This window comes from Methylobacterium sp. D48H, from assembly GCF_053345715.1.
Genome location: NZ_JBKFAP010000007.1, coordinates 1 through 25,291 on the forward strand (window position 1 = coordinate 1; position 25,291 = coordinate 25,291).

18 protein-coding genes and 1 pseudogene are annotated in these 25,291 nt (G+C 68.5%); 14 read left to right on the forward strand and 5 right to left on the reverse strand.

Features of this window, described 5'->3' with window-relative positions; genetic code table 11:
- The first annotated feature begins 540 nt into the window (after nt 1-540).
- The 13 genes from ACLBX8_RS14165 (at nt 541) to ACLBX8_RS14225 (ending at nt 14,890) form a co-directional block, all read left to right on the forward strand.
- Entirely contained in the window at nt 541-1,635 is a 1,095-nt protein-coding gene (locus ACLBX8_RS14165; RefSeq protein WP_447715344.1) for an efflux RND transporter periplasmic adaptor subunit, read from the forward strand.
- On the forward strand, nt 1,632-4,745 hold the full coding sequence (locus tag ACLBX8_RS14170; protein WP_447715345.1) for an efflux RND transporter permease subunit: 3,114 nt from the start codon (nt 1,632-1,634) through the stop codon (nt 4,743-4,745). Before ACLBX8_RS14165 ends, ACLBX8_RS14170 begins: the two co-directional genes overlap by 4 nt.
- A 240-nt stretch (nt 4,746-4,985) precedes the next feature.
- Entirely contained in the window at nt 4,986-5,528 is a 543-nt protein-coding gene (locus tag ACLBX8_RS14175; RefSeq protein WP_447715346.1) for a TetR family transcriptional regulator, read from the forward strand.
- Between the two features lie 253 nt (nt 5,529-5,781).
- Nucleotides 5,782-6,669 (forward strand): Vgb family protein, encoded by an 888-nt coding sequence (locus tag ACLBX8_RS14180; RefSeq protein ID WP_447715347.1) that lies wholly within the window; start codon nt 5,782-5,784, stop codon nt 6,667-6,669.
- Nucleotides 6,670-6,759: 90 nt separating this feature from the next.
- On the forward strand, nt 6,760-7,308 hold the full coding sequence (locus tag ACLBX8_RS14185; RefSeq protein WP_447715348.1) for a PaaI family thioesterase: 549 nt from the start codon (nt 6,760-6,762) through the stop codon (nt 7,306-7,308).
- 48 nt (nt 7,309-7,356) lie between these two features.
- Nucleotides 7,357-8,541 carry a thiolase family protein gene (locus ACLBX8_RS14190; RefSeq protein ID WP_447715349.1) on the forward strand — a complete coding sequence of 395 codons (1,185 nt, stop codon included), beginning with the start codon at nt 7,357-7,359 and terminating at the stop codon, nt 8,539-8,541.
- 77 nt (nt 8,542-8,618) lie between these two features.
- Nucleotides 8,619-10,019 carry an MATE family efflux transporter gene (locus ACLBX8_RS14195; protein WP_447715350.1) on the forward strand — a complete coding sequence of 467 codons (1,401 nt, stop codon included), beginning with the start codon at nt 8,619-8,621 and terminating at the stop codon, nt 10,017-10,019.
- A gap of 27 nt (nt 10,020-10,046) precedes the next feature.
- Nucleotides 10,047-10,418 (forward strand): DoxX family protein, encoded by a 372-nt coding sequence (locus ACLBX8_RS14200; protein ID WP_447715351.1) that lies wholly within the window; start codon nt 10,047-10,049, stop codon nt 10,416-10,418.
- A gap of 169 nt (nt 10,419-10,587) precedes the next feature.
- Entirely contained in the window at nt 10,588-11,409 is an 822-nt protein-coding gene (locus ACLBX8_RS14205) for an oxidoreductase (protein WP_447715352.1), read from the forward strand.
- A 49-nt stretch (nt 11,410-11,458) separates the two neighbouring features.
- Nucleotides 11,459-12,304: an SDR family NAD(P)-dependent oxidoreductase gene (locus tag ACLBX8_RS14210; RefSeq protein ID WP_447715353.1), complete on the forward strand. Its 846-nt coding sequence runs from the start codon at nt 11,459-11,461 to the stop codon at nt 12,302-12,304.
- Between the two features lie 211 nt (nt 12,305-12,515).
- Nucleotides 12,516-13,319, forward strand: coding sequence for an alpha/beta hydrolase (locus ACLBX8_RS14215; protein ID WP_447715354.1), 804 nt, complete (start codon nt 12,516-12,518; stop codon nt 13,317-13,319).
- A gap of 153 nt (nt 13,320-13,472) precedes the next feature.
- Nucleotides 13,473-14,105, forward strand: a complete 633-nt coding sequence (locus ACLBX8_RS14220) for a tyrosine-type recombinase/integrase (RefSeq protein WP_447715355.1) — start codon at nt 13,473-13,475, stop codon at nt 14,103-14,105.
- 374 nt (nt 14,106-14,479) lie between these two features.
- Nucleotides 14,480-14,890: a recombinase family protein gene (locus tag ACLBX8_RS14225; protein ID WP_447715356.1), complete on the forward strand. Its 411-nt coding sequence runs from the start codon at nt 14,480-14,482 to the stop codon at nt 14,888-14,890.
- On the opposite strand, the gene selB is transcribed toward ACLBX8_RS14225, so the two are convergent.
- The 3 genes and pseudogenes from selB to ACLBX8_RS14240 all read right to left on the reverse strand — a co-directional run bounded on the left by selB (nt 14,808) and on the right by ACLBX8_RS14240 (nt 18,959).
- Complete coding sequence (gene selB, locus ACLBX8_RS14230) at nt 14,808-16,748, reverse strand: selenocysteine-specific translation elongation factor (protein ID WP_447715357.1); 1,941 nt, start codon at nt 16,746-16,748, stop codon at nt 14,808-14,810. The genes ACLBX8_RS14225 and selB overlap by 83 nt on opposite strands.
- Before the next feature lie 58 nt (nt 16,749-16,806).
- Nucleotides 16,807-18,294 (reverse strand): annotated as a pseudogene (locus ACLBX8_RS14235) (ABC transporter substrate-binding protein).
- A gap of 194 nt (nt 18,295-18,488) precedes the next feature.
- Nucleotides 18,489-18,959, reverse strand: a complete 471-nt coding sequence (locus ACLBX8_RS14240) for a MarR family winged helix-turn-helix transcriptional regulator (RefSeq protein ID WP_447715358.1) — start codon at nt 18,957-18,959, stop codon at nt 18,489-18,491.
- Nucleotides 18,960-19,274: 315 nt separating this feature from the next.
- Here ACLBX8_RS14240 and ACLBX8_RS14245 point away from each other — a divergent pair, with 315 nt between their 5' ends.
- Entirely contained in the window at nt 19,275-19,505 is a 231-nt protein-coding gene (locus tag ACLBX8_RS14245; RefSeq protein ID WP_447715359.1) for a hypothetical protein, read from the forward strand.
- Nucleotides 19,506-19,704: 199 nt separating this feature from the next.
- On the opposite strand, the gene ACLBX8_RS14250 is transcribed toward ACLBX8_RS14245, so the two are convergent.
- Nucleotides 19,705-22,425 carry a PAS domain-containing protein gene (locus tag ACLBX8_RS14250; protein WP_447715360.1) on the reverse strand — a complete coding sequence of 907 codons (2,721 nt, stop codon included), beginning with the start codon at nt 22,423-22,425 and terminating at the stop codon, nt 19,705-19,707.
- Between the two features lie 421 nt (nt 22,426-22,846).
- Complete coding sequence (locus ACLBX8_RS14255; RefSeq protein WP_447715361.1) at nt 22,847-25,288, reverse strand: PAS domain S-box protein; 2,442 nt, start codon at nt 25,286-25,288, stop codon at nt 22,847-22,849.
- Nucleotides 25,289-25,291 lie beyond the last annotated feature (3 nt).

The following is a 25,291-nucleotide window of genomic DNA, read 5'->3' on the forward strand; positions in this document are numbered from 1 at the left end:
CGAGGCGTACCCAGCGTTTACCAACGATGGGATCGACGAGCTGAAGGAGCGGATCGCCGCCCATACGGCAGAAAGTGATCTGCTCCCGAGGAAACCGTAGCTCCCGCGTCCTTCGCCGGATGGATACCCCGATTGTGAACATCGGGCCTGTTCAGGCCGATCAGACAGACCTGACCGCGCCGCTCGACCGTGATCTTGCGCCCGTCCGACGGCGGGTTCGGGCCGTCGATAACGCGTTCCGAGGCCTGCGAACCCTCGGCCGGAGCACCCTAGGCGAGCAGGCCTGACACCGACCCGACAAGGGAAGACATGACGAGCGCGCGCCGCGACGGTCGGGGCATCGGAACTGACATCGGCATCACCTTATGCTTCGAAGACGTAACTCGGTGCCAGGCCTCGCCAGCCGAGCCGAACGAGGCCTGAACCTCGAATACCGCGGCATCCTCGACCGCGAGAACGGAGGCCATTGACGATAGATGCCGACCATAATAGATGATGGTCTTAATTTCAAACCGTCGACTGGCCGTGGGGGAACTGGCTATGGATGCGAGGTGGGTGATCGGTCTGGCTGGGGTGGCCGTCACGGTTGTTTCGGCCTGCTCCCCGGCCGAGACGGCCGTGACGCCGGAGCCTCCGTTGGTGCAGGTCGCCGAGGTCGCCCCGGGCATCGGTGGGGTGTCGCGCTACACCGGCGTCATCCGCGCGAGGACCGAGAGCAACCTAGGCTTCCGGGTCGGCGGCAAGATCTTCGAGCGTCTCGTCGATCCGGGTGACCACGTGCGCCTCGGCCAGCCCCTTATGCGCCTCGACCGCACCGACTTCACCCTGGCCCTCAACGCCGCCCGATCCTCCGTCGAGGCGGCGCGCGCGCAGATGATCAAGGCCAAGGCCGACGAGGAGCGCAGCCGGAAGCTCGTGGGCGATGGCTGGACCTCGAAGCAGACCTACGACCAGAACAAGGGCGCGGCGGACTCCGCCATCGCCCAGTTCGCCAACGCTGAGGCGCAGGCCAGCCAAATCGAGAACCAGGCCGGCTATTCCGAGCTCAAGGCCGACGCCGACGGCGTCGTCATGGATGTGCCTTCCTATCCGGGAGAGGTGGTCGCCGCCGGCCAGACCGTGGTGAAGCTGGCGCGTGATGGGGCACGCGAGGCCGAGATTTTCCTGCCGGAGGCCAGCCGGCACCTGGCGAAGGGCGATGCCACGGCGACGCTGTATGCCGATGGCGAAGTGACCTTTCCGGCCCGCCTGCGCGAGTTGTCGGCCATCGCCGATCCTGCCACGCGGACTTACCGGGCCCGCTACATCCTTTCCGGCGACGGCGAGGACGCACCGCTGGGCGCCACCGTAACCCTGCAACTCAAGTCCCGGGAGGTGGCTCGCGCCGCCACGGTCGAGGTGCCGCTCGCGGCCCTCTTCAACCAGGGAACCGGCGCATCGGTCTGGCGCTACGACGCCGCCACCGAAACCGTGAAGCCACAGGCCGTGAAGGTCGCCCGCATGGGCGAGGAACGCGCTGACGTCGTCGGTGGCCTCAACCCGGGGGACCGGATCGTGGCGCTCGGCGCCCATCTGCTGAAGCCCGACCAGAAGGTCCGCCTCGCGCCCACCAGCATGACGGGAGCCGTGCGGTGAACGCGTCCCACTTCAACCTTTCGGCCCTGGCGGTGCGCGAGCGCGCCGTCACCCTGTTCCTCCTGATCGCCCTCGTCGGCGCCGGCTTCTTCGCCTTCGAGAAGCTCGGGCGCGCCGAGGACCCGGCGTTCACCGTCAAGGTCATGACGGTCTCTGCCGCTTGGCCCGGAGCGACCGCCGAGGAGATGCAGCGGCAGGTCGCCGACCCGCTGGAGAAGCGGCTGCAGGAACTTGTCTACTACGACCGGGCCGAGACGACGGTCCGTCCCGGCCTGATGGTGACCAAGGTCATCTTCAAGGACCAGATGCCGCCGGCCAAGCTGCAGTCGGAGTTCTACCAGGCGCGCAAGAAGCTCTCCGATCAGGCTTCCAGCCTGCCCCGGGGCGTGATGGGTCCTCTGTTCAACGACGAGTTCTCGGACATCTACTTCGCCCTCTACGCTGTGCAGGCCAAGGGTCTGCCACACCGGCAGTTGGTGCTTCGGGCGGAGGACATGCGCCAGCGGCTGCTGCGCGTGCCCGGCGTCGAGAAGATCAACATCCTCGGCGAGCAGGCCCAAAAGATCTTCGTCGAGGTCTCCTACCAGCGCCTCGCGACCCTGGGCATCACCGGCCAGCAGCTCCTGGCGGCGCTCGCCAACCAGAACGACGTGACGCCCGCCGGCTTCGTCGAGGCCGATGGCCCGCGCGTGTACCTCCGCCTCGACGGCGCGATCGACAACCTCGACGCCATCCGCGACCTGCCGGTGGCGGCCGGCGACCGCAGCCTCAAGCTCGGCGACATCGCGCAGGTGAAGCGCGGCTACGAGGACCCGAAGACCTTCGAGATCCGCAACGACGGCGAGCAGGCCCTGATGCTCGGCCTCGTGATGAAGCCCGGCTTCAACGGGCTGGCCCTCGGCGAGGCGCTGAACGCCGAGGAGGTGGCGATCCACCACGAAACGCCGCTGGGCATCACCTTCACCAAGATCACCGACCAGGCGAAGGTCATCGACGACGCCATCCACGAGTTCATGGTGAAATTCTTTACCGCGCTCGGCGTGGTGATCTTCGTCAGCCTGGTGGCGCTGGGCTTCCGGGTCGGCATCGTGGTCGCCCTCGCGGTCCCGCTCACCCTCTCGGCCGTGTTCGTGGTGATGATGCTCACCGGTCGCGACTTCGACCGCATCACGCTCGGCGCCCTCATCATCTCGCTCGGCCTCCTCGTCGACGACGCCATTATCGCCATCGAGATGATGGTGGTGCGCATGGAGGAGGGCTACGACCGCATCGAGGCCGCGACCTACGCGTGGAGCTCGACCGCCGCGCCGATGCTCACCGGCACCATCGTCACCATCGCGGGCTTCCTGCCGGTCGGCTTCGCCGCCTCCACGGCGGGCGAGTATGCCGGCAACATCTTCTGGGTGGTGACCTTCTCTCTGCTCATTTCGTGGATCGTGGCCGTGACCTTCACGCCGTATCTCGGCGTCAAGCTCCTGCCGGACATCAGACGAGTCGAGGGTGGCCACGACGCAATCTACGCCACGAAGAACTACGAGCGCCTGCGCCGGGTCGTACGGCTCTCGGTCGACCATAAGTGGATGGCTGCGGGCGTCACCTTGGCGCTCTTCGCCGGGGCCGTGGTGGCCATGGGCAAGGTCGAGCAGCAGTTCTTCCCGAACTCGGAGCGACCCGAACTCATCGTCGAGGTGACCCTGCCGGCAGGCTCGGCCTTCGCCACCACCGAGGCCAGCGTGAAGAAGGTCGAGGCGGCGGTACGCGACCTGCCGGAGGCCAAGGAGATCACGAGCTACATCGGCCAGGGCATGCCGCGCTTCGTCCTGTCCTTCGATCCCGAGCTACCGGACCCCGCCTTCGCGCAGATCGTCGTCCAGACCGCCGACGCCCACGCCCGCGACGTGCTGCGCGGCAAGGTGCGCAAGCTCGTGGACGACGGCCGCTTCCCCGAGGCGCGGGTGCGCGTCCTGCAGATCGTGTTCGGGCCGCCGGTGCGCTTCCCCGTCGCCTTCCGGGTGGTCGGCCCCGACCTCGACGTCATCCGCCGCATCGCGGCCGAGGTCGCCGGAGTGATGGCGACCAACCCGAACATGCGGATGGTCCACCTCGACTGGGGCGACAAGACGCCGACCTTGCACCTGACGCTGGACCAGGAGCGCCTTCGCCTGATCGGCCTGACGCCCAAAGAGGCCGGCCAACAGCTGCAGAACTACCTCAACGGCACGCCGGCGACCCAGGTTCGCGAGAACTTGCGCTCGGTGGACGTGCTCCTGCGCAGCCCCGGTCCGGAGCGCCGCTCGCTCGGCGACATCGGCGACCTGACGCTGGCGACGAAAGACGGTCGGCAGGTGCCGGTCTCCCAGGTCGCCCGCCTGGAAACCCGCTACGAGGACGCGGTGCTCAAGCGCTACAACCGCGAGACATACATCCGCGTTCAGGGCGACGTACTCGACGGCAAGCAGCCGCCGGACGTCCACTTCCAGGTCCTCCCCCTGCTGGACCCGATCAAGGCGAAGCTGCCGCCGGGCTACCGCATCGACACGGCCGGCTCGGTTGAGGAGAGCGCAAAGGCGCAGATGTCGCTGGCTGCGGTGTTCCCGCTGATGCTGATCGTGACCCTGACGGTCATCATGCTCCAGGTGCGCTCGTTCGCCACCATGTTCATGGTGCTCGCCACAGCGCCGCTCGGCCTCGTCGGGGCCGCGCCGACGCTGCTGCTCTTCCACCAGCCCTTCGGCTTCAACGCGATCCTCGGCCTCATCGCGCTGTCGGGTATCCTGATGCGCAACACGCTGATCCTTGTGGACCAGATCCACCACGATCAGGCGGCGGGCCTGGGGGACTACGACGCCATCGTCGAGTCGACGGTGCGGCGTGCCCGTCCGGTGATCCTGACGGCGGCCGCCGCGATGCTCGCCTTCATCCCGCTCACCCACTCGGTGTTCTGGGGGGCGCTGGCCTACGTCCTCATCGGCGGCGTCGGGGTCGGCACGCTCCTGACGCTCCTCTTCCTGCCCGCGCTGTACGCCCTGTGGTTCCGGGTGAAGCGCGAGCCGCGAGAGTCGCAGGGCGCTACCCGAGCCGACACGATGCCGATGCCGGCCAAGGGCTGAAGCACGAATGACCATCCAACGACGTCCTGCCGACGGGACGTCCCGAGATCGCGCGCTTGTCCTCCGAGCGTGCGGTGCATCGGCCGACCTGCGCTTCGCCCCCTCGCGCAGGTCGGTCGACAGCCTCAACCCGAAGCCTGGGGGGGATTGGACGGAGCAGCACGTCCGACCTTCCACAGGGGCTTCAATACATGACCGCTCGCATCTATATTGGGCTCAATCTCATCGAAGGACGGTAGGATGCCGAGGGTCTCACAGGAGCAAGCCAAGCTGAACCGCCAGCGCGTGGTCGAGGTCGCGTCCTCCCTGTTCCGGGAGCGCGGACTGAACGGCATCGGCGTCGTGGACATCATGGCGGCCGCAGGCCTGACCCATGGCGGCTTCTACGGTCAGTTCGCCAACAAAGAAGCCCTCGCGGCTGAGGCGTTCGACGCCGCCATCGGCAACGAGTACAGGGCGGATCTCGACACCTTCATCGAGAACTACCTGTCTCTCGGCCACGTGCGCACACCCGGCAGGGGCTGTCCCGTCGCGGCACTGGTGAACGATATCGGGCGCGAGCCGCCGGGAAGCGTGCTGCGGTCCCGGTTCACCCATGCGGTTAAGGGGCTCGCCGGACTCATCGCGGATCGACTTCCCAAGTCGTCGAAGGAGCGACGCAGGCAGCGGTCCTTGATCGCGTTGTCGACCATGGTCGGTGCGGTCGTGCTCGCGCGCGGCGTCGACGACGAGGCCTTGGCCGACGAACTGCTCGCGACTGCGCGCGCCACCATCACCGGCTGAACCATTTCTCGCTAGCATTCTTCGGCGCCCTCCCTCTTCCGAGACGAATCCCGGTTGACCCATCCCGGGCGCTTCAATAGATTACGATCATAATCTACAGCGTCGATTCCTGGCCGAGGCCGATGGGCATGGCTGGCCGACGCGCCTGACCTACCCGGAGGAGTGCGCAATGAAGAACTCACCTCGCCAAGTGCGACGCGGCTTACGTTTTCCGGCGGCGGTGGGACTGTCGCTCATCGTCGCGTCCTTGAGCGTGACCGCCTTCGCCGCTGGTGGGACGACGAACGTCCGGTTGCCGGACGGAAGTCGCTTCCCGGAAAGCGTGACCTCCGACGCGAACGGCACCCTCTTCGTGAGCAGCATCGCGGATGGTGGCGTGCTCAAGGTTGCCGCGGATGGCGCCGTCACGGCCCAGTTCCTGAAGCCGGGCGACCACGGCACCCGGTCCACCTTCGGTTTGCTGGCGGATCCCAAGCGCGGGGTGCTCTGGGTCGCCTCGAACGACGCCACGGCCCTGGGAGCGAAGGGGCCAACGGACACGGAAGGGGCGTGGATCAAGGCCTTCGACGTCGCGACCGGTGCCATGAAGACGAGTGTCAGGCTGCCGGGCGCCAAGGCGCTCGCGAACGATATGGCCCTCGACGGCGACGGCTCGCTCTACGTGACCAACACCTTCGCCCCCCAGATCCTGCGGCTCAAACCCGGTGCGAAGGAGTTCGAGGTGTTCGTCGAGAACCCGGTGCTCGCCAAGGGGCTCGACGGCATCGCCATCGGCGGCGACGGCAACCTCTACGTCAACACCTTCATGGGCGGCGAGCTGTTCCGCATCGCCATCAAAGAGGGCGTCGCCGGTGAGGTCACGCAACTTGAGACGACGCGGCCGCTGAAGTTCCCGGACGGGCTGCGGACCTTCAAGGACGGCTTCCTGATGGTCGAGGGCAGCGGTGCTCTAAGCCGCGTCACGGTCTCCGGAAACGCCGCCAAGATCGAGCCTATCCACCAGTTCGCCGGTCCCACCGGTGTGACGGTCGCAGGTGACAAGATCTGGGTGGCCGAGGGGCAGTTGGGCCTGATGTCCAAGCCGGTCGAGGTCGGCAGCGAGGCGCCGAGCTTCCATCTCCGCTTCGTGGACGCGCCATAGCGCGTCGCCCGACTGTCTCCGTCGAACGGGGCTGCGTCGGGCGCAAAGCTTGATGCCCGACGTTCGATAGTTCACCGTGAAGGTCCAGCGATGATCGACGAAGTGCCTCCGAAAACGCATGCGCCTTCACGGCGCAGGACGGTCGAGTGGGCCGATCCACGCACCATCGCCACGGCGGGACAGAGCCTTTCTGGTATCGACTTCCTGCGCGCACTCCTGGCGGGGGAAATTCCGCCGCCGCCTGCGATCCAGCTGCTCGGCATCGAGTTCGTCTCGGTCGATCCTGGCACGGCCAGCATGCGCATGCCGGCCGCGGAGTATCTCTTCAACCCGCTGGGGTCCGTCCATGGCGGGTCCCTCGCCACGCTCCTCGACAGCGTCATGGGGTGTGCCGTGCATTCCACGTTGCCGGTCGGTCGCGGCTACACGACGCTTGAGTTCAAGATGAATTTCATGCGTGCGGCGACTGGGAGGTCCGGTCTGCTGACCGCCTCCGGACAGGTCATCCACTCCGGGCGGCAGCAAGCCGTGGCCGAAGGCCGTCTCAGCGACGAGTCCGGCCGCCTCGTCGCGACCTCAAGCACGACCTGTCTCGTGTTCGATCTGCCCGGGGCCGCGAAACATGGGTCGGCCGGCTGACCGAGCAGAAGCTTTGACCCCCACAGTCCACGCGAGCGAGTTCCACAGATGACGTCACGCCAGATCGTTCTCTGCCATCCCGTCCGCACAGCGATAGGGGCCTATGGCGGTAGCCTCAAGGATGTCGCCGCGACCGAACTCGGTGCGGCTGCGGTCCGGGAAACCCTGCGCGGAGCCGGCCTCGACGCGGGCCGGCTCGGCAGCGTGACGATGGGCAACGTCGTGCAGGCCGGCAACCGCATGAACCCGGCCCGGCAGGCTGCGGTGAACGGCGGCGTGCCGGTCAACGTGCCGGCGCTGACTGTCAACCGCGTGTGCGGCTCAGGCGCGCAGGCCATCGCTACAGCGGCCGACGAAATCCGGCTTGGCCATCACGACGTCGCGGTCGCGGGCGGGATGGAGAACATGGACCGGGCGCCGTACCTGATGGAGGGCGGGCGCTGGGGCCATCGGATGGGTCACGCCCAAATCCTCGATAGCATGCTCAATGACGGCCTCGTCGATGCATTCTCGGGCGAGCATTCAGGCTGGCACACCGAAGACTTGGCAAGCCGGTCCCAGATCGGCCGTGAGGCGCAGGATGCGTGGGCGGCCCTCTCTCAGGCACGGTTCGCGAGAGCGCAAGCGGCGGGCGTATTCGAAGCCGAGATCGCACCCATCGAGGTCAAGGGCCGCAAGGGCGCCGAGACCTTCGCGCGGGACGAGGCGCCGCGTCCCGAGACAAGCGTCGAGACGCTGGCCAAGTTGAGGCCGGCCTTCCGCAAGGACGGGACGATCACGGCCGGCAACGCACCGGGTCTCAATTCGGGCGCGGCGGCGATGATCGTGGCCGAGAAGGGTTTCGCCGAGGCCAACGGCCTCGACGCCTTCGGCCGCCTCGTCGCCTACGGCGTCGGCGCCTGCGAGCCGGGCCTGTTCGGTCTCGGGCCTGTCCCGGCGGTTCGGCAGGCGCTGGAACGGGCCGGCTGGTCACTCGGAGACCTCGACCGGGTCGAGATCAACGAGGCGTTCGCGGTCGTGCCGCTCGCCGTCGCGAAGGAACTTGGCCTACCCGAGGACATCGTCAACGTCGAGGGCGGGGCCATCGCCCACGGCCACCCCATCGGCGCGACCGGCGCGGTCCTGACGACCCGCCTGCTCCACTCATTGCGCCGGGATGGCCTCCGGCGCGGGATGGTCACGCTGTGCATCGGCGGCGGCCAGGGCATCGCACTGGCCATCGAGGCGGCCTGAGCCGATGCGCTAGACGGCGCCAACCCGCCGTTCTGAGCGCATGGGCTTGCGGTTCATGATCTCGCGAGAGTTCCACCATGGACACACGCACACGCCGCCTGCTGGAAGCGCCTCTCGTGCCGACCCTGGCTCGGATGGCCGCGCCCAACGTCGTGGTGATGGTGGTCCAGACCTCCGTAGGGCTGATCGAGACGTACTTCGTGTCGACGCTCGGCACCGACGCACTGGCCGGGATGGCCCTCGTCTTCCCGGTGGTGATGCTGGTCCAGATGCTCTCTGCCGGCGGCATAGGCGGAGCGATCCAGTCGGTGGTCTCGCGTACCCTCGGTGCGGGCCGGCAGGCGGACGCCGGACTTCTGGCGTGGCACGCGACGGCAATCGGCCTTGGGCTCGGGATAGCGACCAGCCTCGTCGCAATCCCGTTCGGGCCATCCCTTTACGCGCTCATGGGCGGGGAAGGCAGCTCGCTCCAGGCCGCGACCACCTACGCCAGCATCGTCCTCGGCTGCGCGGTCCTCATCTGGCTGTTCAACGCCCTGTCGGCGGTGATCCGAGGCACCGGCAACATGGCGCTTCCGGCTATGGTCACCTGCGTCGGGGCTATTGTGCTGGTCCCGCTCTCGCCCGCGCTGATCTTCGGCTGGGGCCCCCTTCCGGCGCTCGGCATCAGGGGTGGGGGCGTGGCGTTCGCCGCCTACTACGCGGTCGGTACAGCGGTTTTCGCATTCTACCTGTGGTCAGGTCGCGGCGTGCTGCAGCCGACCCGGCGAGTGCCAAGGCTGACTTGGGCCCCGTCGCGGGAGATCCTGCGCATCGGGGTGTTGTCGGGCATCGCCAGCGTGACCTCCAACGTCACGGTCATCGCCGCCACCGCCTTCGTCGGGGCGGCCGGCCCTGCCGCCGTAGCCGGCTACGGGACCGGCGCACGGCTCGAATACCTACTCGTGCCCCTCGTCTTCGGTCTCGGCTCGCCCATCGCGGCCGTCGTCGGCACGGCGCTGGGGGCCGGCGACCACGCCCGCGCGCGTCGGGCCGCCATGACCGGTGCGGCCGTCGCGGGCGTCCTGACGGAGGGCATCGGGATCGCGGCGGCCCTGCATCCGGCGGCCTGGCTCGGTTTGTTCGGAGACGACCCGGCGATGGTCGCCACGGGCTCTCTCTACCTGCGTGCCGTCGGCCCGTTCTACGGGTTCTTCGGCGCCGGCCTGGCCCTCTACTTCGCCGCCCAGGGCGCAGGGCGTGTTGGCTGGCCGGTCGCCGCCAGCCTGCTCCGGATGGTGGTAGCTCTCGGCGGTGCATGGACCGCCTCGGCGCTCGGGTTCGGGCTGACCGGCACCTTCTTCGCGGTGTCGGCCGGGTTCGTCGTGATGGGTCTTGTCAACGCGGCCGCATTCGCGTCGGGCAGCATGATCCCACGTGCCGCCTTCGGGGAACCATCCTTTGGTCCGCTGCCTCTCGCGCCTGCGAAGAAGCCCTGAACGCCCTGCCTTTGGGAGACATCATCGATGCGTGCCACGTTCGATTGGCGACGTCTTGGCGACCGAGCGCTCCGTCTCCTGCTCTCGACGGTCTTCACGGTCGCGGGCGGGATGAAGGTCGCGGCGGCGGAGTTCGAGGTCTCGAATTTCGAACGGTTCGGCTACGCGAACTGGTTCATGTACGCCGTGGGCATCGCCCAATTGCTCGGAGCGGCCTCGCTCTGGGTCCAGCGCTACGTCGCCTACGGGGCGCTGTTCCTGGCCACCATGATGGCCGGCGGTGCCGTCAGTCACCTCCGTGCCGGCGATCCGGCCGTCATGGCGGCTCCGGCGCTCGTGCTGCTGGCGCTTCTGTGCGGCCTGGCCTTCACTCGGCGAGGCGAGCTTTCCACCGCCTGACGCCGGATCAGGGAAACCCGTGGCGACCGAGGTGCACGGCGCCGGCTCGGTCGCGTCGAAGGTCGCGGCGGGACGAAAACTTCGCCGGCCGAGCCTTGATAATAAATATTATGGTCTTAATCTATTAGTGTGGGCGGCAGTCGGCCCGCCGCCTCAACGGGAGGACATCGTGGCCCAGGGAAACATCAAGACCGCAATCGTCACGGGCGCAGCCTCCGGGATCGGACTGTCGACCGCGCAAGCCCTGGGGGCCGCGGGCTACCGGGTGTTCGGGACCAGCCGGAAGGCTGCCCCGGACATGGGTGGCGGAAGCAGGATGCTCGTGTGCGACGTCACCGACGAGGCGTCCGTGGCCGACATGGTCGAGACGGTCTTCGGCGAGACTGGTCGCGTCGACCTTCTCGTGAACAACGCAGGCTTCGGCATCAGCGGCCCAGCCGAGGAGACCTCGGTCGCGCAGGCCCAGGCCATGTTCGACGTGAACCTGTTCGGCGTGATCCGGACGACCCAGGCGGTCCTCCCCCTGATGCGCGCCCAGAAGGGTGGCCGGATCGTCAACGTCAGCTCGGTGCAGGGCTTCATTCCGGCCCCGTTCATGGCGCTGTACGGCGCCAGCAAGCACGCGGTCGAGGGCTACTCGGAGTCCCTCGACCACGAGGTCCGTGGCCAGGGCATCCGGGTCGTGCTCGTCGAGCCTGCCTTCACGAAGACCGCCTTCGACCAGAACCTGGTCCAGCCGGACAAGCCCCTCGACATCTACGCGGCGGACCGTGCCAGGCGAGGCAGGTTCTGGAGCGAGGTCATGAAGACGGCCGACGCACCGGAGGTCGTGGCGAAGGTGATGGTGACGGCCGCCACGGCGGAGGCACCCAAGCGCCGCTACACCGCGGGACCCAAGGCCCGGCAGGTCAGCTTGCTGCGCCGGTTCGTCCCAGCCAGCGCCTTCGACAAGGCTCTCAGGAAAGAGATGCAACTTCCGCCGGCAGCATAACTACTGGGATCATCCTGAAAATCAGCCACTATTACAACCGAGGAAGCACATGAAACTGCAAGACATCGACTATGCCCGCTCGACTGCTCTTGTCACAGGTGCCAGTTCAGGCATCGGTCGCGCAATCGCATTCGAGCTCGCCGCACGCGGGATCAGGAAAATGGTGGTCGTCGCCCGCGGCGAGGAGAAGCTCGCCAAGGCCGCGTCCGAACTCAGGCAATCGGCCCCGGGCATCGACGTGCGAAAGATCAGCATCGATCTGTCGAGGCACGACGCGCCGGCGGAGGTTCAACGGCAAGTCGAGGCTTGGGGCTGGCAGGTCGACCTGCTGGTGAACGACGCCGGCCTGGGCCGCAAACAACTGTTTGCCAAGGATATGGAAACGGACGTCTCGCTTCTGACCGTCGACCTGATGATAAGGGCGGTCGTGGATCTCTCACTGCGCTTCCTCCCGCCGATGGTCGAGCGGGGTCATGGCGGCATCCTGAACGTCTGCTCGACGGCAGCCTACAATCCCGTCCCCTTCACCGCGATGTACGCGGCGAGCAAGGCGTTCATGCTGTCCTGGTCCCAGGCCGTCCGCGAGGAGAACCGCGACACGGGCGTCCGGGTGGCCTGCATCGTGCCCGGCGTGACGGAAACCAACCTCGACGGCGATGGGCACGGAGAACGTCGCGGGCTCCTGGACGCGGTCGGCATCGATCAACCGGAAGATGTCGCCAAGGCGGCCGTGGACGCCCTTGAGGAGAACGCCGCCCAAAGCATCGTTGGCCTCAACAACAAGCTCGCGAAGGCGGTCCAGGGATTGTTGCCCGACGCGCTCAATGCCCGCTTGATCAGCAAGGCCCGGGGCGCGCCCGAGGAGAGCGACAACGTCGGTCCGAACCAAGGCTGAGGCACGACACCTCGTCAGGCGGCCGTCCGACGACCAACGTCGCCCCTGACGGAGGAGAAGCGTGAAATGAGTGGACGACGGCCACCCACCGCGAAGGCGTTCGCTCGTCCGGTGGGTGGGAACGCCATTCAGAACAATGCCGCTCGTCTCGGGCAAATTGGAACGATGCTTCGCACCCCACGTGCATGCTGGCTGAACTCGATCTCACCCCGTGTTCACGGGAAAACTCGAAGTCTTATCCCGGCCCGCGATTTCCAGCCGTCAATCCATATCGCTGCTTTTCGTCCACGGCATCAACGTCGGCGCCTGGGTGTGGGAAGACCACTTCCTCGATTATTTCGCCGAGGCTGGGTTCAACGCCTATGCGGTGAGCCTGCGCGGCCACGGACGCAGCTGGGGCTCCGAACACATCCGGGAATGGACGCTGGCCGACTACGTCGATGACCTGGTCGAGGCGACCGGACAAATCGAGGGGCCCCTCGTGCTGGTCGGCCATTCGCTCGGCGGTGCCATCGTCCAGAAGTTCGTCCAGGGTGGGGGACGGGCCGCCGGCATGGCCTTGTTGGCTTCGGTCCCGCCTTGGGGGCTCGTTCCGTCGGCGATCCGGATGGCCGCTCGATCACCGCGGATGCTCACCGTTCTGCTGGAGATGTCATCGGGACGCCGTCCTCCGGCCGACAAGGGGCTGCTACGGCGGATGCTGTTCACGCCGGATACGCCTGACGTCGAGCTCGATGGGTTTCTTTCCCGCGTCGGCCCCGAGTCGCCGAAGTTGGGGTTGCAACTCCAAGGCTGGCCGCCGCTCGCCCCCGCCCCCTTGCTTGCGCCGAAGGTCTTCGTGCTCGGCGGAGCGGACGATGCCATCGTCCCGAGCGACGAGGTCTGGCGGACCGGTCTATATTACGGATGCTTCCCCGAAATCATACCGGGGCTCGGCCACATGGTCATGTTGGGACCTCTATGGAGGGCATCGGCGGTTCGTCTTGAAGAATGGCTCAAGGTAACAGTCAGGTGATTGTAGTCCATTGTCTGCTTTTGGAAGCCGTCAAGCCGACAGTAAACGACCGCGTTGGGTCGCGTGCGGAACGTCCGCATACGGCCGCATCACCGGAGCATCAGTTCGGGTGTCTCCTCGCCTCGTCGGCATAGGCCGGCGAGGAGACAGACGATGGGACATTCTGCACACGATCCGGCCGTCAAAGGACGGCCGGCCTGGAATGCTGGCCGCAAACTTGGCGCCAAACGGGCCCTCAAACCTCAGCAGGTCTGGGCCGTCCGGTTCTGGCTCGACCGCGAACGGCGCACACGCGACCGGGCAATGTTCGACCTTGCCATCGACAGCAAGCTGCGCGGCTGCGATATCGTCAAGCTAAAGATCGGCGATCTCGTCAGTGGCGGCCGCGTTCGTAGCCGGGCTATCGTCATCCAGCGCAAGACCGGCCGACCGGTGCAGTTCGAATTGCTCGAAACCGCACGAACCAGCATCCTCGCATGGCTGGAGGCCAGGGGTGGTACGCTCGACGACTACGCTTTCCCCAGCAGGCTCGACGGCGTCACGCACATCAGCACCCGGCAGTATGCGCGCTTGGTCGATGAGTGGGTGACTGGCATCGGGCTGCGCAGCGAGGATTATGGCACCCATTCCCTTCGCCGCACAAAGGCATCGTTAATCTACAAGCGAACCGGCAATCTGCGCGCCGTCCAGATCCTACTCGGCCATACCAAGATCGAGAGCACGGTCAGATACCTCGGCGTCGACATCGAGGATGCCCTGACCTTGGCAGAGGGAACTGAGATTTGAGCGTTCGGCCCCTCGGCTTTCGTGTCGAGGGGCTTCGGAACCGGTCCGGCAGCAAAGCGCCCATTCCAGTCACCTGACGCCCCTCGTGCGCGTCTCCGAAGCGGACATCGGTCAAGCCGGCGGCCACAGTATTCTAATGTCGGGGCCGATTGTCATGGTAAGCCGCGGTTCCGGTCAGCCGCCCCGGCACGAAGCCGCACGGTGGTTTCCGGGGACAGCCCGGCCTCGGTCCCTGGCGCGCGCCATGCCGCCGGCGATCACGAGGTGTCAGGCAACAGGAGGCATTCACGCGATGATAGCGACCGCGCCGCATCCTCCTCGCTGAACCAGGAGCGCCGCGTCGAACGAAGGGCCTCCGCACGTCCGGACCGCCCATGCTCAGGTGCTACTCCTACATCCGGTTCTTGCGTCCCGAACAGATGCGCGGCGACAGCCTGCGGCGGCAGACCGAGGCCGCCGAGAAGTGGGCCGCCGACAACGGCATGGTCATCGACGAGAGCCTGACGGACCTCGGCGTCAGCGCCTACCGAGGCCTCAACAGACTGAAGGGCGCGCTCGGCAAGTTCCTCGAACTCGTCGCGAAGGGCCAGGTGCCGAAGGGCTCGTTCCTGATCATCGAGAGCCTGGACCGATTCAGCCGCGAGGACGCCCTCGACGTCATCGGGGAGTTCTCCACGGTCCTGAAGGCCGGCATCACCATCGTCACGCTGCTCGATGCGGGTCCGAGGGAGCTAGGACGCGCCAGTCGGTACGGATGCGCCGGCCCTCCGCGATCCGTACCGTGAAGCCGCTTTCGTCGAAGAACTCAAGCAGTGGCATGGTGATGTTGCGGCCGATGCCGGCGGTCTCGCGGAAGCGTCCGACGGTGAGAAGGCCCTCAGGATGCTCGCGCGCCACCGCGTCCGCGATCCTCGCCAGTTCGGTGACCGCCCGCGGCAGGGCGTAGTAGTTCTTCGAGACACGCAGGAGCCAACCGAGGCGGCCGACCTTGTCGAGGAGGTGACGCAAATTATCCGGCTCGCGGCCCAGGCGCTCGGCGAGGACGGTGAGGCGGGGCTGGTCCAAGCCCGCCTCCTCCAGCACGGCGCGCACCGCATCGTAGACGACGGCGTCGGCCGGACGCAGGCGCGCCACGTGGCCGGGGAGGTGCAACAGCGGGCCGTGCCGCACCAGTCGTCCCGTTTGCAGGAGGCCATCCAGCGCCGGAGGAAGGGCCGGTCGTTCCCGGGGCGGGACGGCAGCCCCGATCTCGGCGCGCGTAAGCCCGGGATTGTCGGGCTGCGCCATGTGCGTCCAGGCCAGGTCCGACACCACGCTCGCGGCCAGCGCCGTGACCCGCGCGCCTTGGAAGGCGAGCCGCGGAGCGCCCTCCGCGACGACTGCCCCCACGTCAGCGAGGAGGGCATCCAGTGTCGCCACGGGCAGGTTACGCAAGCGGGCGAAGCCGGCGAGATCGATGCCAGGTCCCGAGGCGGCGAGAAGACTACGGACGGCGAGATCGTCATCCGGGGTGTCGAGGGCGTCGACGACCGCCCGGCGTTCTGGGTTCCAAGGGGCACGACGCGGTCCGTCCACGTCGATCACCCGACCGCCCCCGAGCGTGCGCACGGCCGAGATGTCACGCAGAATGAAGCGGTCCCCGGCGAGGGCGCCGATCTCGCGGTCGAGCGTGATCAACGCTCGGGCCGACGCGCCGGGCTCCACCGACCCACTCCCGGCGAGCAGCAACCGTCCGGTCACCGAGGCCGCGCCGAGATGGAGATGCACCGGGGTTCGGTGGCGTAGGGGGCGACCTTCGTGCGGTAGCGTGCGCACGGATACGTCGAGGCGGATCGCCGGCCCGTGCAGTTCCGGCGCCAGGACCCACGTGCCCCGGCTCACGTCGTCCAGGGACAGGCGCGGGCCGACCAGGTTAAGGGCGCAGCGCTCCCCGGCGCGCGCGGTCTCGGCTACCGCGTCGTGGACGCGCACGCCCCGAACCCGGACCTCGCGCGCCCCGGGCGAGACGAGCAGCCGGTCGCCCACCCGCACCGTGCCCGCATGTACGGCCCCGGTCACGACCAACCCGGCACCGGGCACGGTGAAGTGCCGGTCGACCGCGAGCCGGAAACCTCGCTCGGCACCTGTCGGCCAGTGGGAGCCAACTGCGGCCTCCAGCAGGCGGGCAAGGTCGTCGATGCCTGATCCCGTCAGCGCAGAGCAAGCGACGACCGGTGCCTCCCCGAGCCCGGTACCGGCGAGGAGGGCGTGGATCTCCGCGGTCACCGCCGCGATGCGGTCCGGATTGGCGCGGTCGGCCTTCGTCACGGCGACCACGCCGCGGTCGAGGCCAAGAAGGTCGAGGATGGCGGCGTGCTCGCGCGTCTGCGGCATCACCCCGTCGTCGGCGGCGACCACCAGCAGCGCGCAGGCCACGCCGGTGGCGCCCGCCACCATGGTGCGCACCAGGCGTTCGTGCCCCGGCACGTCGACGAAACCGAGCGGCACCCGCAGGCGACCGTTCCTCGGAGCGTAGGCGAAGCCGAGGTCGAGGGTGATGCCCCGGGCCTTTTCCTCGGGCAGGCGGTCGGCGTCGACCCCCGTCAGGGACTTCACCAGGGCCGTCTTGCCGTGGTCGATATGGCCGGCGGTGGCGACGATCATGCGGCCTTCTCGTCCGCGAGAGGTGGCGGCGCGGGAGCCCCCCGCGCCGCCTTCCGCCTCAACCCTTGATCCGGGTCTCGGCGAGCTCGGACATGCAGGTGTCGTAGGGCGTGAACTCCACCCGGTCCGACACCGCGAACAGCGTGTACGGCGAGTACAGGAACAGGGCCTTGGCCTCGTCCTGCAGGTACCGCTCCACCTCGCGCACTACACCCTCAGTCCCGGTCTCCGGCGTATGCAGGAGCTTGTCGTAGAGCGCGTCGAACCTCGGATCCTCCGGACCCTGGCGCAGGGTCGCGTCCTTCCCGAAGAACTCGCGGTGCACGCAGGCCACCGGATATTGAGGCGTCCAGTCGAAGTACCATTCGAGCTTGACGTCGAACTCCTCCGGCAGGTCGCCCCGGTCGCTGACGAAGCGGCAACCCAGGCCGACCTTGGCGAGGCACTGGCCGATGGCGTCCACCACGCCCTTCCAGGCGGGCGAGGCGACGAAGACGAGTTCCCGTCCCCCGAGCCCCAGGCCGTCGAGCGTGCGCTTGGCACCCTCGGGGTCGTGCGGCATCGGCTTCAGGCCCGGGTCCGCGCCGTAGCGGCCGGGCTGGATGAAGGCCGGGATCACCGTGCCGTAGCCGTGCGCCCCGTGCTGGAGCACGAAGGCCTGGTCGATGGCAAGGTTGAGCGCTCGGCGGGCCTCCTGGTTGCGCCAGGGCGAGTCCGGAGGGTTCTCGTTGAAGACGCCCGTCAGGATCGTCTTCGCCTTCTTCGTCTGGATCCTGCCCTTGTCGCTCGCCGGGAAGGCGTGCGCCTCGTCCGGCATCAGGTCGAACACCACGTCGACCCGGCCGTCACCGGCCGCCACCGACTTGATGCCCTCGGCCTTGCCGATGACGTTGTCGTAGACAATCCGGACCGTCGGCCTGCGGGCCGGGTTCCAGTACGTCGGGTTGGGCTCCATGACCACGCGGTCGGAGCGGCTATCGATGAGCGAGACGCCCTCGGTGAGCACGAACGGGCCAGTCCCCCACGGACCAGGCGCGTCGATGACTCACCAGTGACCTTCGGCCGACCCCGTCTTCGGGTCGACGAAGCCCCACTCGTTCCAGAACCGCGTCGACGGCAGGTGCATGCCGCGCAGCTTCATCAGCGCCGCGGAGTCCCCGCCGGGGAAGCGCATCCGGATGGTGCGGTCGTCCACCGCCTCGCAGGTCACGTCACGTGCGAAGTTCAGGAAGGCGCCCGGCGGGTGCGGGTTGGTCCATTCCTGGACCTTGTCGAAGCCGAGCTTGAACATCGCCGCGTTGAAGGGTTCGCCGTCCTGGTAGACCGCGTCCCGCATCTTGAGTTCGAGGGTCTCCCCGTCGACCCAGCGCCAGCTCTCGGCGAGGCTCGGCTGGCCGATCCCGTCGTGGTCGACGCGGTTGGCTTCCTCCATCGTGTTCCAGGTGATGGAGAGCCAGTTGACCGGCGACGGGTCGACCACCGTCACCGTGTTGTGGGATCCCCAGGGCTGGCCGCCCCCCGGATCCCCGGTCGCTCGCGCGTCCATGTCTCTTCCTCGTATTCTGCCCGCATGGCGTGCGGGCACCGTCCGGCCCTTAGCGAGCCGACAAGTTGGAGGGCGCCTGCCGGTTCGCAGGGCCCTCGATTGGTTCGCCCGGGTCGCCGGTCAAGCCGCCGTCCGACCCACGCAAGATAAGGTCGCCTTCGCAGGGGGTATCGCCGCGTGCGTGCGGCACATCCTCAGTCGGGCTCGCCTCCCCGGGCGATGCCCGCCGCGGCGACGCGGTCAGCGAGATCCTTCAGCTCCTGGCGCAGATCGGCGAGGTCGCGTTCGCCGAGGCCGGTGCGGCAGACGACGGCCTGCTGAGCCTCCGAGACCCTGTCCTCCAACGACCGACCCGCCTCCGTTAGGGTGACGAGGACGACGCGCCGGTCCTCGGCTCGGGCGCGAATGACGAAACCCGCCGCCTCCAACCGGTCGACCAGGGGCGTGATCGCGCTGGATGTGAGTTGCAGCCGGGCGGCCAGGTCGTGCACCGCCGTGACGCCGTCCTGCCAGAGCGCCAGCATGACGAGGTACTGCGGGTAGGTCAGGCCGACCTCGCCCAGCAGCGGCCGGTAGGCGCGCACGACTGCGTTCGTCGCTGCGTAGAGTGCGAAGCAGAGCTGGTCGTCCAGCCGTAGCCCGTGTCGCTTCGTAGACGTCGCCATGGACCGGCGCTCCGTTCAGACCTTAATCATTCACGCGTGAGCGAAGCTGTCAACCGGCGGTCTCAGCGCATCGCCTTGAGGGTGGGTAACGCGGGCCTGACCCGGTTCACGCTGAAACCTTTCGAACCTGACCTCCGTACAGGTCAACGTATGCCCGGCCAGGGCGCGGCGCGGGCCCTGCTCCGGCGCCCGACAAGCTGTGCCCAATCGCCAGCGTTCAAGGATATTTCATTCGGAAAAACAGGAACTTACGACGCAATCGCCATCTTGCCCCACTGTGCGAAGGGGATTCCTTCCCCGTACAGGAGACATCGAATGAAGATCACCACCCTCGCGCTCGCCGCCTCGGTCCTCGGCAGCCTCACGCTCAGCATCGGCGCCGCCTCGGCCGCCCCGATGGGCCCGAACGGTCTTCAGGCCGGCCCGGCGGGCGTCACCCAGGTCCGCATGACCCACGGTGACCGGATGATGATGAAGAAGCGCATGATGCATCGGAAGATGATGCGCCGGCACATGATGAAGAAGCGCATGATGAACCGCATGTAAGCGGCCACAAGAAACGCGGCGTACCGGCCACGGGTCGGGCGCCGCCCTCCCTCGCCAAACCATGAGGGTTCCAGACAGGAAGCAATCGGTGGACGCCGCATTCCGGACCCCGCACATGGAAGCACCGGGAACGGGACGGGTACGCAATGCGCCCTCAGTCACGGAGGACAGCATCAAGGGTGCGGCTCGGCAGCCGGGCCTACCGCTCGGCGATGAGGTCCTTGATGCGGGTGGCGAGCGTCTCCAGCACGAATGGCTTGGTCAAGACCTGCATCCCGGGGCGCAGGTAGCCGTTCCCCAGCACCGCGTTTTCGGCGTAGCCGGTGATGAACAGCACCTTCAGGTCGGGACGACGCTCGCGGCCGGCATCCGCCATCTGCCGTCCGTTCATGCCTCCCGGCAGACCGACGTCGGTCACCAGCAGGTCGATGCGCACGTCCGACTGCAGGACCTTCAGCCCGGCGACGCTGTCGGCGGCCTCGATGGCGGTGTAGCCGAGGTCCTCCAGAACCTCGGTGACCAGCATGCGCACCGAGGGCTCGTCGTCGACGATTAGCACCGTCTCGCCCTGGCGAGCCTGCCCGACCTCCTCAAGCCTGCGTGCGACCTCGTCCTCGTCCGCCTCGCCGTAGTGGCGCGGCAGGTACAGGCAGACGGTCGTGCCCTCGCCGACCTCGGAGTAGATCCTGACCTGCCCGCCGGACTGCTTGGCGAAGCCGTAGACCATGGACAGCCCGAGGCCGGTGCCCTCGCCGGTCGGCTTGATCGTGAAGAACGGCTCGAACACCTTCTCGATCAGGTCCGGCGCCATGCCGGTGCCGGTGTCGCTCACGCAGACGCCGAGGTACTGGCCGGGGGCGAGGTCGTGCAGGCGGCCGCCGGCCTCGTCGATCCACCGATTGGCGGTCTCGATGGTGATGCGCCCGCCGTCCGGCATCGCGTCCCGGGCATTGATGCACAGGTTGAGCAGCGCGTTCTCCAATTGCCCCGGGTCGATCAGCGCCGGCCACAGCCCCGCGAGGCCGACGACCTCCAGGTGGACGGCTGGACCGACGGTGCGCCGGACCAACTCCTCCATGTCGTTGACGAGGCGGTTCACGTTGGTGGGCTTCGGGTCCAGGGTCTGGCGGCGGGAGAAGGCCAGCAGGCGGTGCGTCAGCGCGGCGGCGCGCTTGGCCGCGCCCTGGGCGACCGTCATGTAGCGGTCGAGGTCGCCCAGCCGCCCCTGGCCCATCCGGGTCTGCATCAGTTCGAGCGAGCCGGAGATGCCCGCGAGCAGGTTGTTGAAGTCATGCGCGAGGCCGCCGGTGAGCTGGCCGACCGCCTCCATCTTCTGGGACTGGCGCAGGGCCTCTTCCGTCTTCGCGAGGGCCTCGGCCTGCCGCTTGATCTCCGTCACGTCGCGCACGGAGGCGTAGATCAGGCCGTCGCGCGGGACCGCGTTCCACGACAGCCAGACGTAGCTGCCGTCCCTGTGGCGATAGCGGTTCTCGAAGGTGAGTTGCGCCTTCCCGTGCGCCAGGCCGCCCGCCGCCGATACGGTCGCCTCGACGTCGTCGGGGTGGACGAAGTCGAGGAACGGGCGCGCCTTCATCTCCGCGTCGGTCCACCCGAGGGTCCGGGGCCAAGACGGGTTGAGGCTGACGAAGTAGCCGTCGAAGTTGGCCACGCAGAGCAGATCGGACGAGGCCTGCCAGATCTGGTCGCGCTCGGCGGTCCGGGCGGCGACCTGGCGGGCGAGGTCGGCCTCGGTCTGCACCCGGACGGTCACGTCCTGCACGAAGACGTGGAACCCGTCGATGCGGCCGCCGGCGTCCCGGCGCGGCAGGTAGCGGATCTCCGCGACGCGGTGGCGCCCGTCGCGGTGCGGCCAGTCCATCTCGAAGGTGACCGGATCGCCGCCGAGCGCCCGGTCGATGAAGGGCCGGCGCGCCGCGTAGGCCTCCGGCCCGACCAGGTCGCGGACGTCGCGGCCGACGATCTCGCTTGCGGGCACGAAGAACCAGTCGTCGTAGGCCTCGTTGGCGAACCGGTAGACGAGGTCGTCGCCGATGAAGGCGATGAGCACCGGCAGGGCGTCCGCGATCAGGCGGAGCTCCCGCTCGCCGGCCTCGGCGCGCTGCTCGACCCGCCGCCGCTCGGTGATGTCCGAGAAGAAGACCGCGACCCGGTTGGCGCCGGGCGCGCCGGTCCGCAGGGCCCGCACGTCGAACCAGCGCCCGAACACGTCGGCGTAGTGCTCGAAGTGGGCCGGCTCGCCGGTCAGCGCGACGCGCCCGTAGGTGTCGAACCAGTGGCGCTCCAGGCTCGGCGCGAACTCGCTGACCCACTTGCCCGCGACGTCGGCCCCCGTCTGCGCGACGAAGGCGGGGTTGGCCTCGACGATGCGGTAGTCGACGGCGCGCCCGCCCTCGAACCTCATCTCGATGATGCAGAACCCGACCTCGATGCTCTCGAACAGGGTGCGGTAACGGGCGTCGCTTTCCCGCAGGGCGGCATCGGCGAGGGTGCGTTCGGTGACGTCGTGGCCTTCCACGAAGATGCCCTCGACCCGACCGTCCGCGCCCGCGACCGGCTGGTAGACGAAGTCGAGGTAGCGCTCCGTGACCGGTCCGCCCGGGCCGTCCGGCAGGGCGAGCCTCGCGCCGGTCGCCCGATGGGGCCGGCCGGTCCGGAAGACCTCGTCGAGCAGGTCGACGTAGCCCTGGGCGGCGGCCTCGGGCAACGCCTCGGCCACGGTGCGTCCGACCACGTAGCGCCCGCCCACGGCGCGTTGGTAGGCGGCGTTCGTCAGGGTGAAGCGGTGCTCGGCCCCGCCGAGCAGGGCGATGAAGCTCGGGGCCTGCTCGAACATCTGCGCGAGGGATGCCGAGTGCCCTCGCAGGAGGCGGACCTCCGCTTCGAGTTGCTCGCGGGACATCGTCCCAGGGTCCGGTCGCGTTGCATTCATAAGGGCTGGCTTGGTGTCGGCCGACGGCAAGGGGGGCCGAGGGCGGATATGGAATCGGCTTCCGGCTGAACCGTTCGGCGGCTTGTCGGATGCGCGGATCGTCCCGTACCGCGGCGTCGCTACCGGAACGCCGCGGTACGGGGATCCTCGTCAGGACGCGCTGATCGGGCCGGGCGGCTGCGGTGCCGGCGGCTCCGACGGGGAATCCCCCTCGGGCGGGGCCGGGTCCGGCGGTGGGTCGCCGATGGGCGGCAACGGCTCCTCCCCAGGGCGCGGCGTATCGGATTGCATGCTTGTCCCCCCTCGTCGGCCGGTATGGCGACGGTCAACAACGCGCGTAGGCCGCCGTGGGTGCGCCCCTGGCCGACGCTTTCCACGGTTCGGTGGCGGCTCAGCCGAAGGTCAGCGCCAACCGCTCCCTCAGGGCCTTGCGCAGCGCCCGGCTGAGGTCGGCGACCGAGTACGGCTTGCCCAGCAGCGGGAAGCCGTCGGTGCCCTCGGAGGCCAGGACGTGGCTGTACCCGGAGGTCAGCACGACCGGCAGGTAGGGCCAGCGCCGCCGGATCTCCCGGGCGAGGTCGACCCCGTTCATGCCGGGCATCACCACGTCCGAGAAGACCACCTCGAACCGCTGGCCGGACGCCTCGATCTCGGCCAGGGCCGCCTGCGCCTCCTTCACCCACACGGCCTGGTAGCCGAGCTCGACGAGCGCCTGCGTCGCGAAGGAACCGACCTCCACGTTGTCCTCGACCACCAGGACCGGCGTCCCGTGTCCTTCCGCCAACGGTCCCGGATCGTCCGGCACGGCTTCGCATGCCTCGGTGTCGGCGGCGCGCGGCAGGTACAGGGTGAAGGTCGTCCCGACGCCGACATCGCTGTCGACCGCGACGTCACCGCCCGACTGCTTGGCGAAGCCGAACACCTGGCTGAGGCCGAGGCCGGTGCCGTGCCCGACGCCCTTCGTCGTGAAGAACGGCTCGAAGATGCGCTCCAGCAGGTCCGCATCGATGCCCGCGCCGGTGTCCGAAACCGACACCGCCACGAAGTCGCCCGGCACGGCCGCGTGCGCCCGCAGGGCCGGGATGCGATCGGCCCGCCGGACCGCGATGCGCAGACGCCCCTCGCCCTGCATCGCGTCGCGGGCGTTCACGACGAGGTTCACCAGCGCCGTGTCGAACTGGCTCGGGTCGGCGTCGACGTGGCAGGAAAGCGGCCGGCCGAGCCCGTCCGAGCCGGCACCGGTGTCCGTCTGGACGCGGATGCGCGCGCCGGTCAGCGTGCGGACCATGTCGGCGATGGCGGCCACCGACTGCGAGGCATCGAAGACGGTCGGGCGCAACGCCTGCCGACGCGCGAAGGACAGCAACTGGCTGGTCAGCCTGGCGGCCCGGTCGACCGTGTCGGAGATGGCGTCGACGTAGCGGACCCGGCGCTCGTCCGCGAGGTTCGGTCGCTTGAGTAGGTCGGTCGAGGACTTGATGACGGTCAGCAGGTTGTTGAAATCATGCGCCACGCCGCCGGTGAGCTGCCCGACCGCCTCCATCTTCTGCGATTGCCGCAACTGCTCCTCAAGCGCCCTGCGCTCGGTCACGTCCCGGCCGGTGGCGTGGAAGCGGTTCCCCTGCGGGATGGCGTTCCACGAGATCCAGCGATGCCCGCCGTCCGCGGTCCCAAACCGGACGTCGAGGTCGGAGACGTGCCGGCCCGCCCGCAGCGCCTCGAAGGCATGCGTCGCGGCCTCCCAGTCTTCGGCGTGCACGAGGGTGTCGATCCGGACGCCGACCAGGCCGCCGGCCGGCCAACCGAGCAGGTCGGTCCAGGCCGGGTTGACGGCGCGGCAGGTGCCGTCGAGGTCGCACACCACGAGGAGGTCGCGGCTCGTCCGCCAGACCAGGTCGCGCTCGACCGTCCTGTCCCGGTCCCGCGCCTCGCGCCGTGCCTCGCCCTCCTGCCGGGCGGCGGCGTCCTCAAACAGCACCGCGACGCGGCGCTGCGCCTCGTCGCCGACGCGGACCGCGTGGACGTCGAACTCGCGTCCCTGCGGCGAGGCGGCGCCCCGGAACCGGGCGTCGCGCCCGGTCCGTACGACGTCGCCGAACGCGTCCAGCCAGTGATGCCCGTGCCCGGGCTCAAGCTCGCTCATCCACCGGCCCGTCGCGGCCGCGAGGCCGGATTGGCGTTCGAAGGCGGCGTTGATCTCGACGAAGCGGTAGTCCTCGGCCCGGCCCTCCGCGCCGAAGCGCACCTCGACGATGCAGAAGCCGGCCTCGCCGTCCTCCAGCAGGCTGTGGAACGAGGCGCCCTGCCGGACGGCGCGCCCCTCCGGCTCGCGGAACCGGGTCAGGTCGAGCTGGCTGCCGAAGAAGAACAGGAGTTCTCCGTGAAGCCCGAAGACCGGGCTGACGTAGAGCTCGTTGACGAAGGTGCTGCCGTCGCGCCGGTAGTTCAGCAACTCCACCACCACGTCCCGGCGGGCGGCGACCGCTTGCCGGATGCGGTCGACGTGGGCCGGGTCGGTCTCCGGACCCTGGAGGAAGCGGCAGTTCCGCCCGATCAGCTCCTCGGCCGCGTAGCCGGAGAGTTCCAGGAAGGCGCGGTTGGCGAAGACGATGGGGTTGTCCGGCAGGTTCGGGTCGGTGACGATCATCGCCATCCGCGTCTTGTCGGCGGCGGTGAACAGCAGGTCGGACCTGAGGGTCCCGACGCCGGCCCCGCTCGCCGTGGAGGGGGCATCCGGTTCGCGGCCTGCGCGCAGGCGGGAGTTCTCCGCCAGCAACTCGCTCTCGCGCCGGCGCAGCCGCGCGACCTCCCCCCGAAGATCCTCGTCGCTCATGCC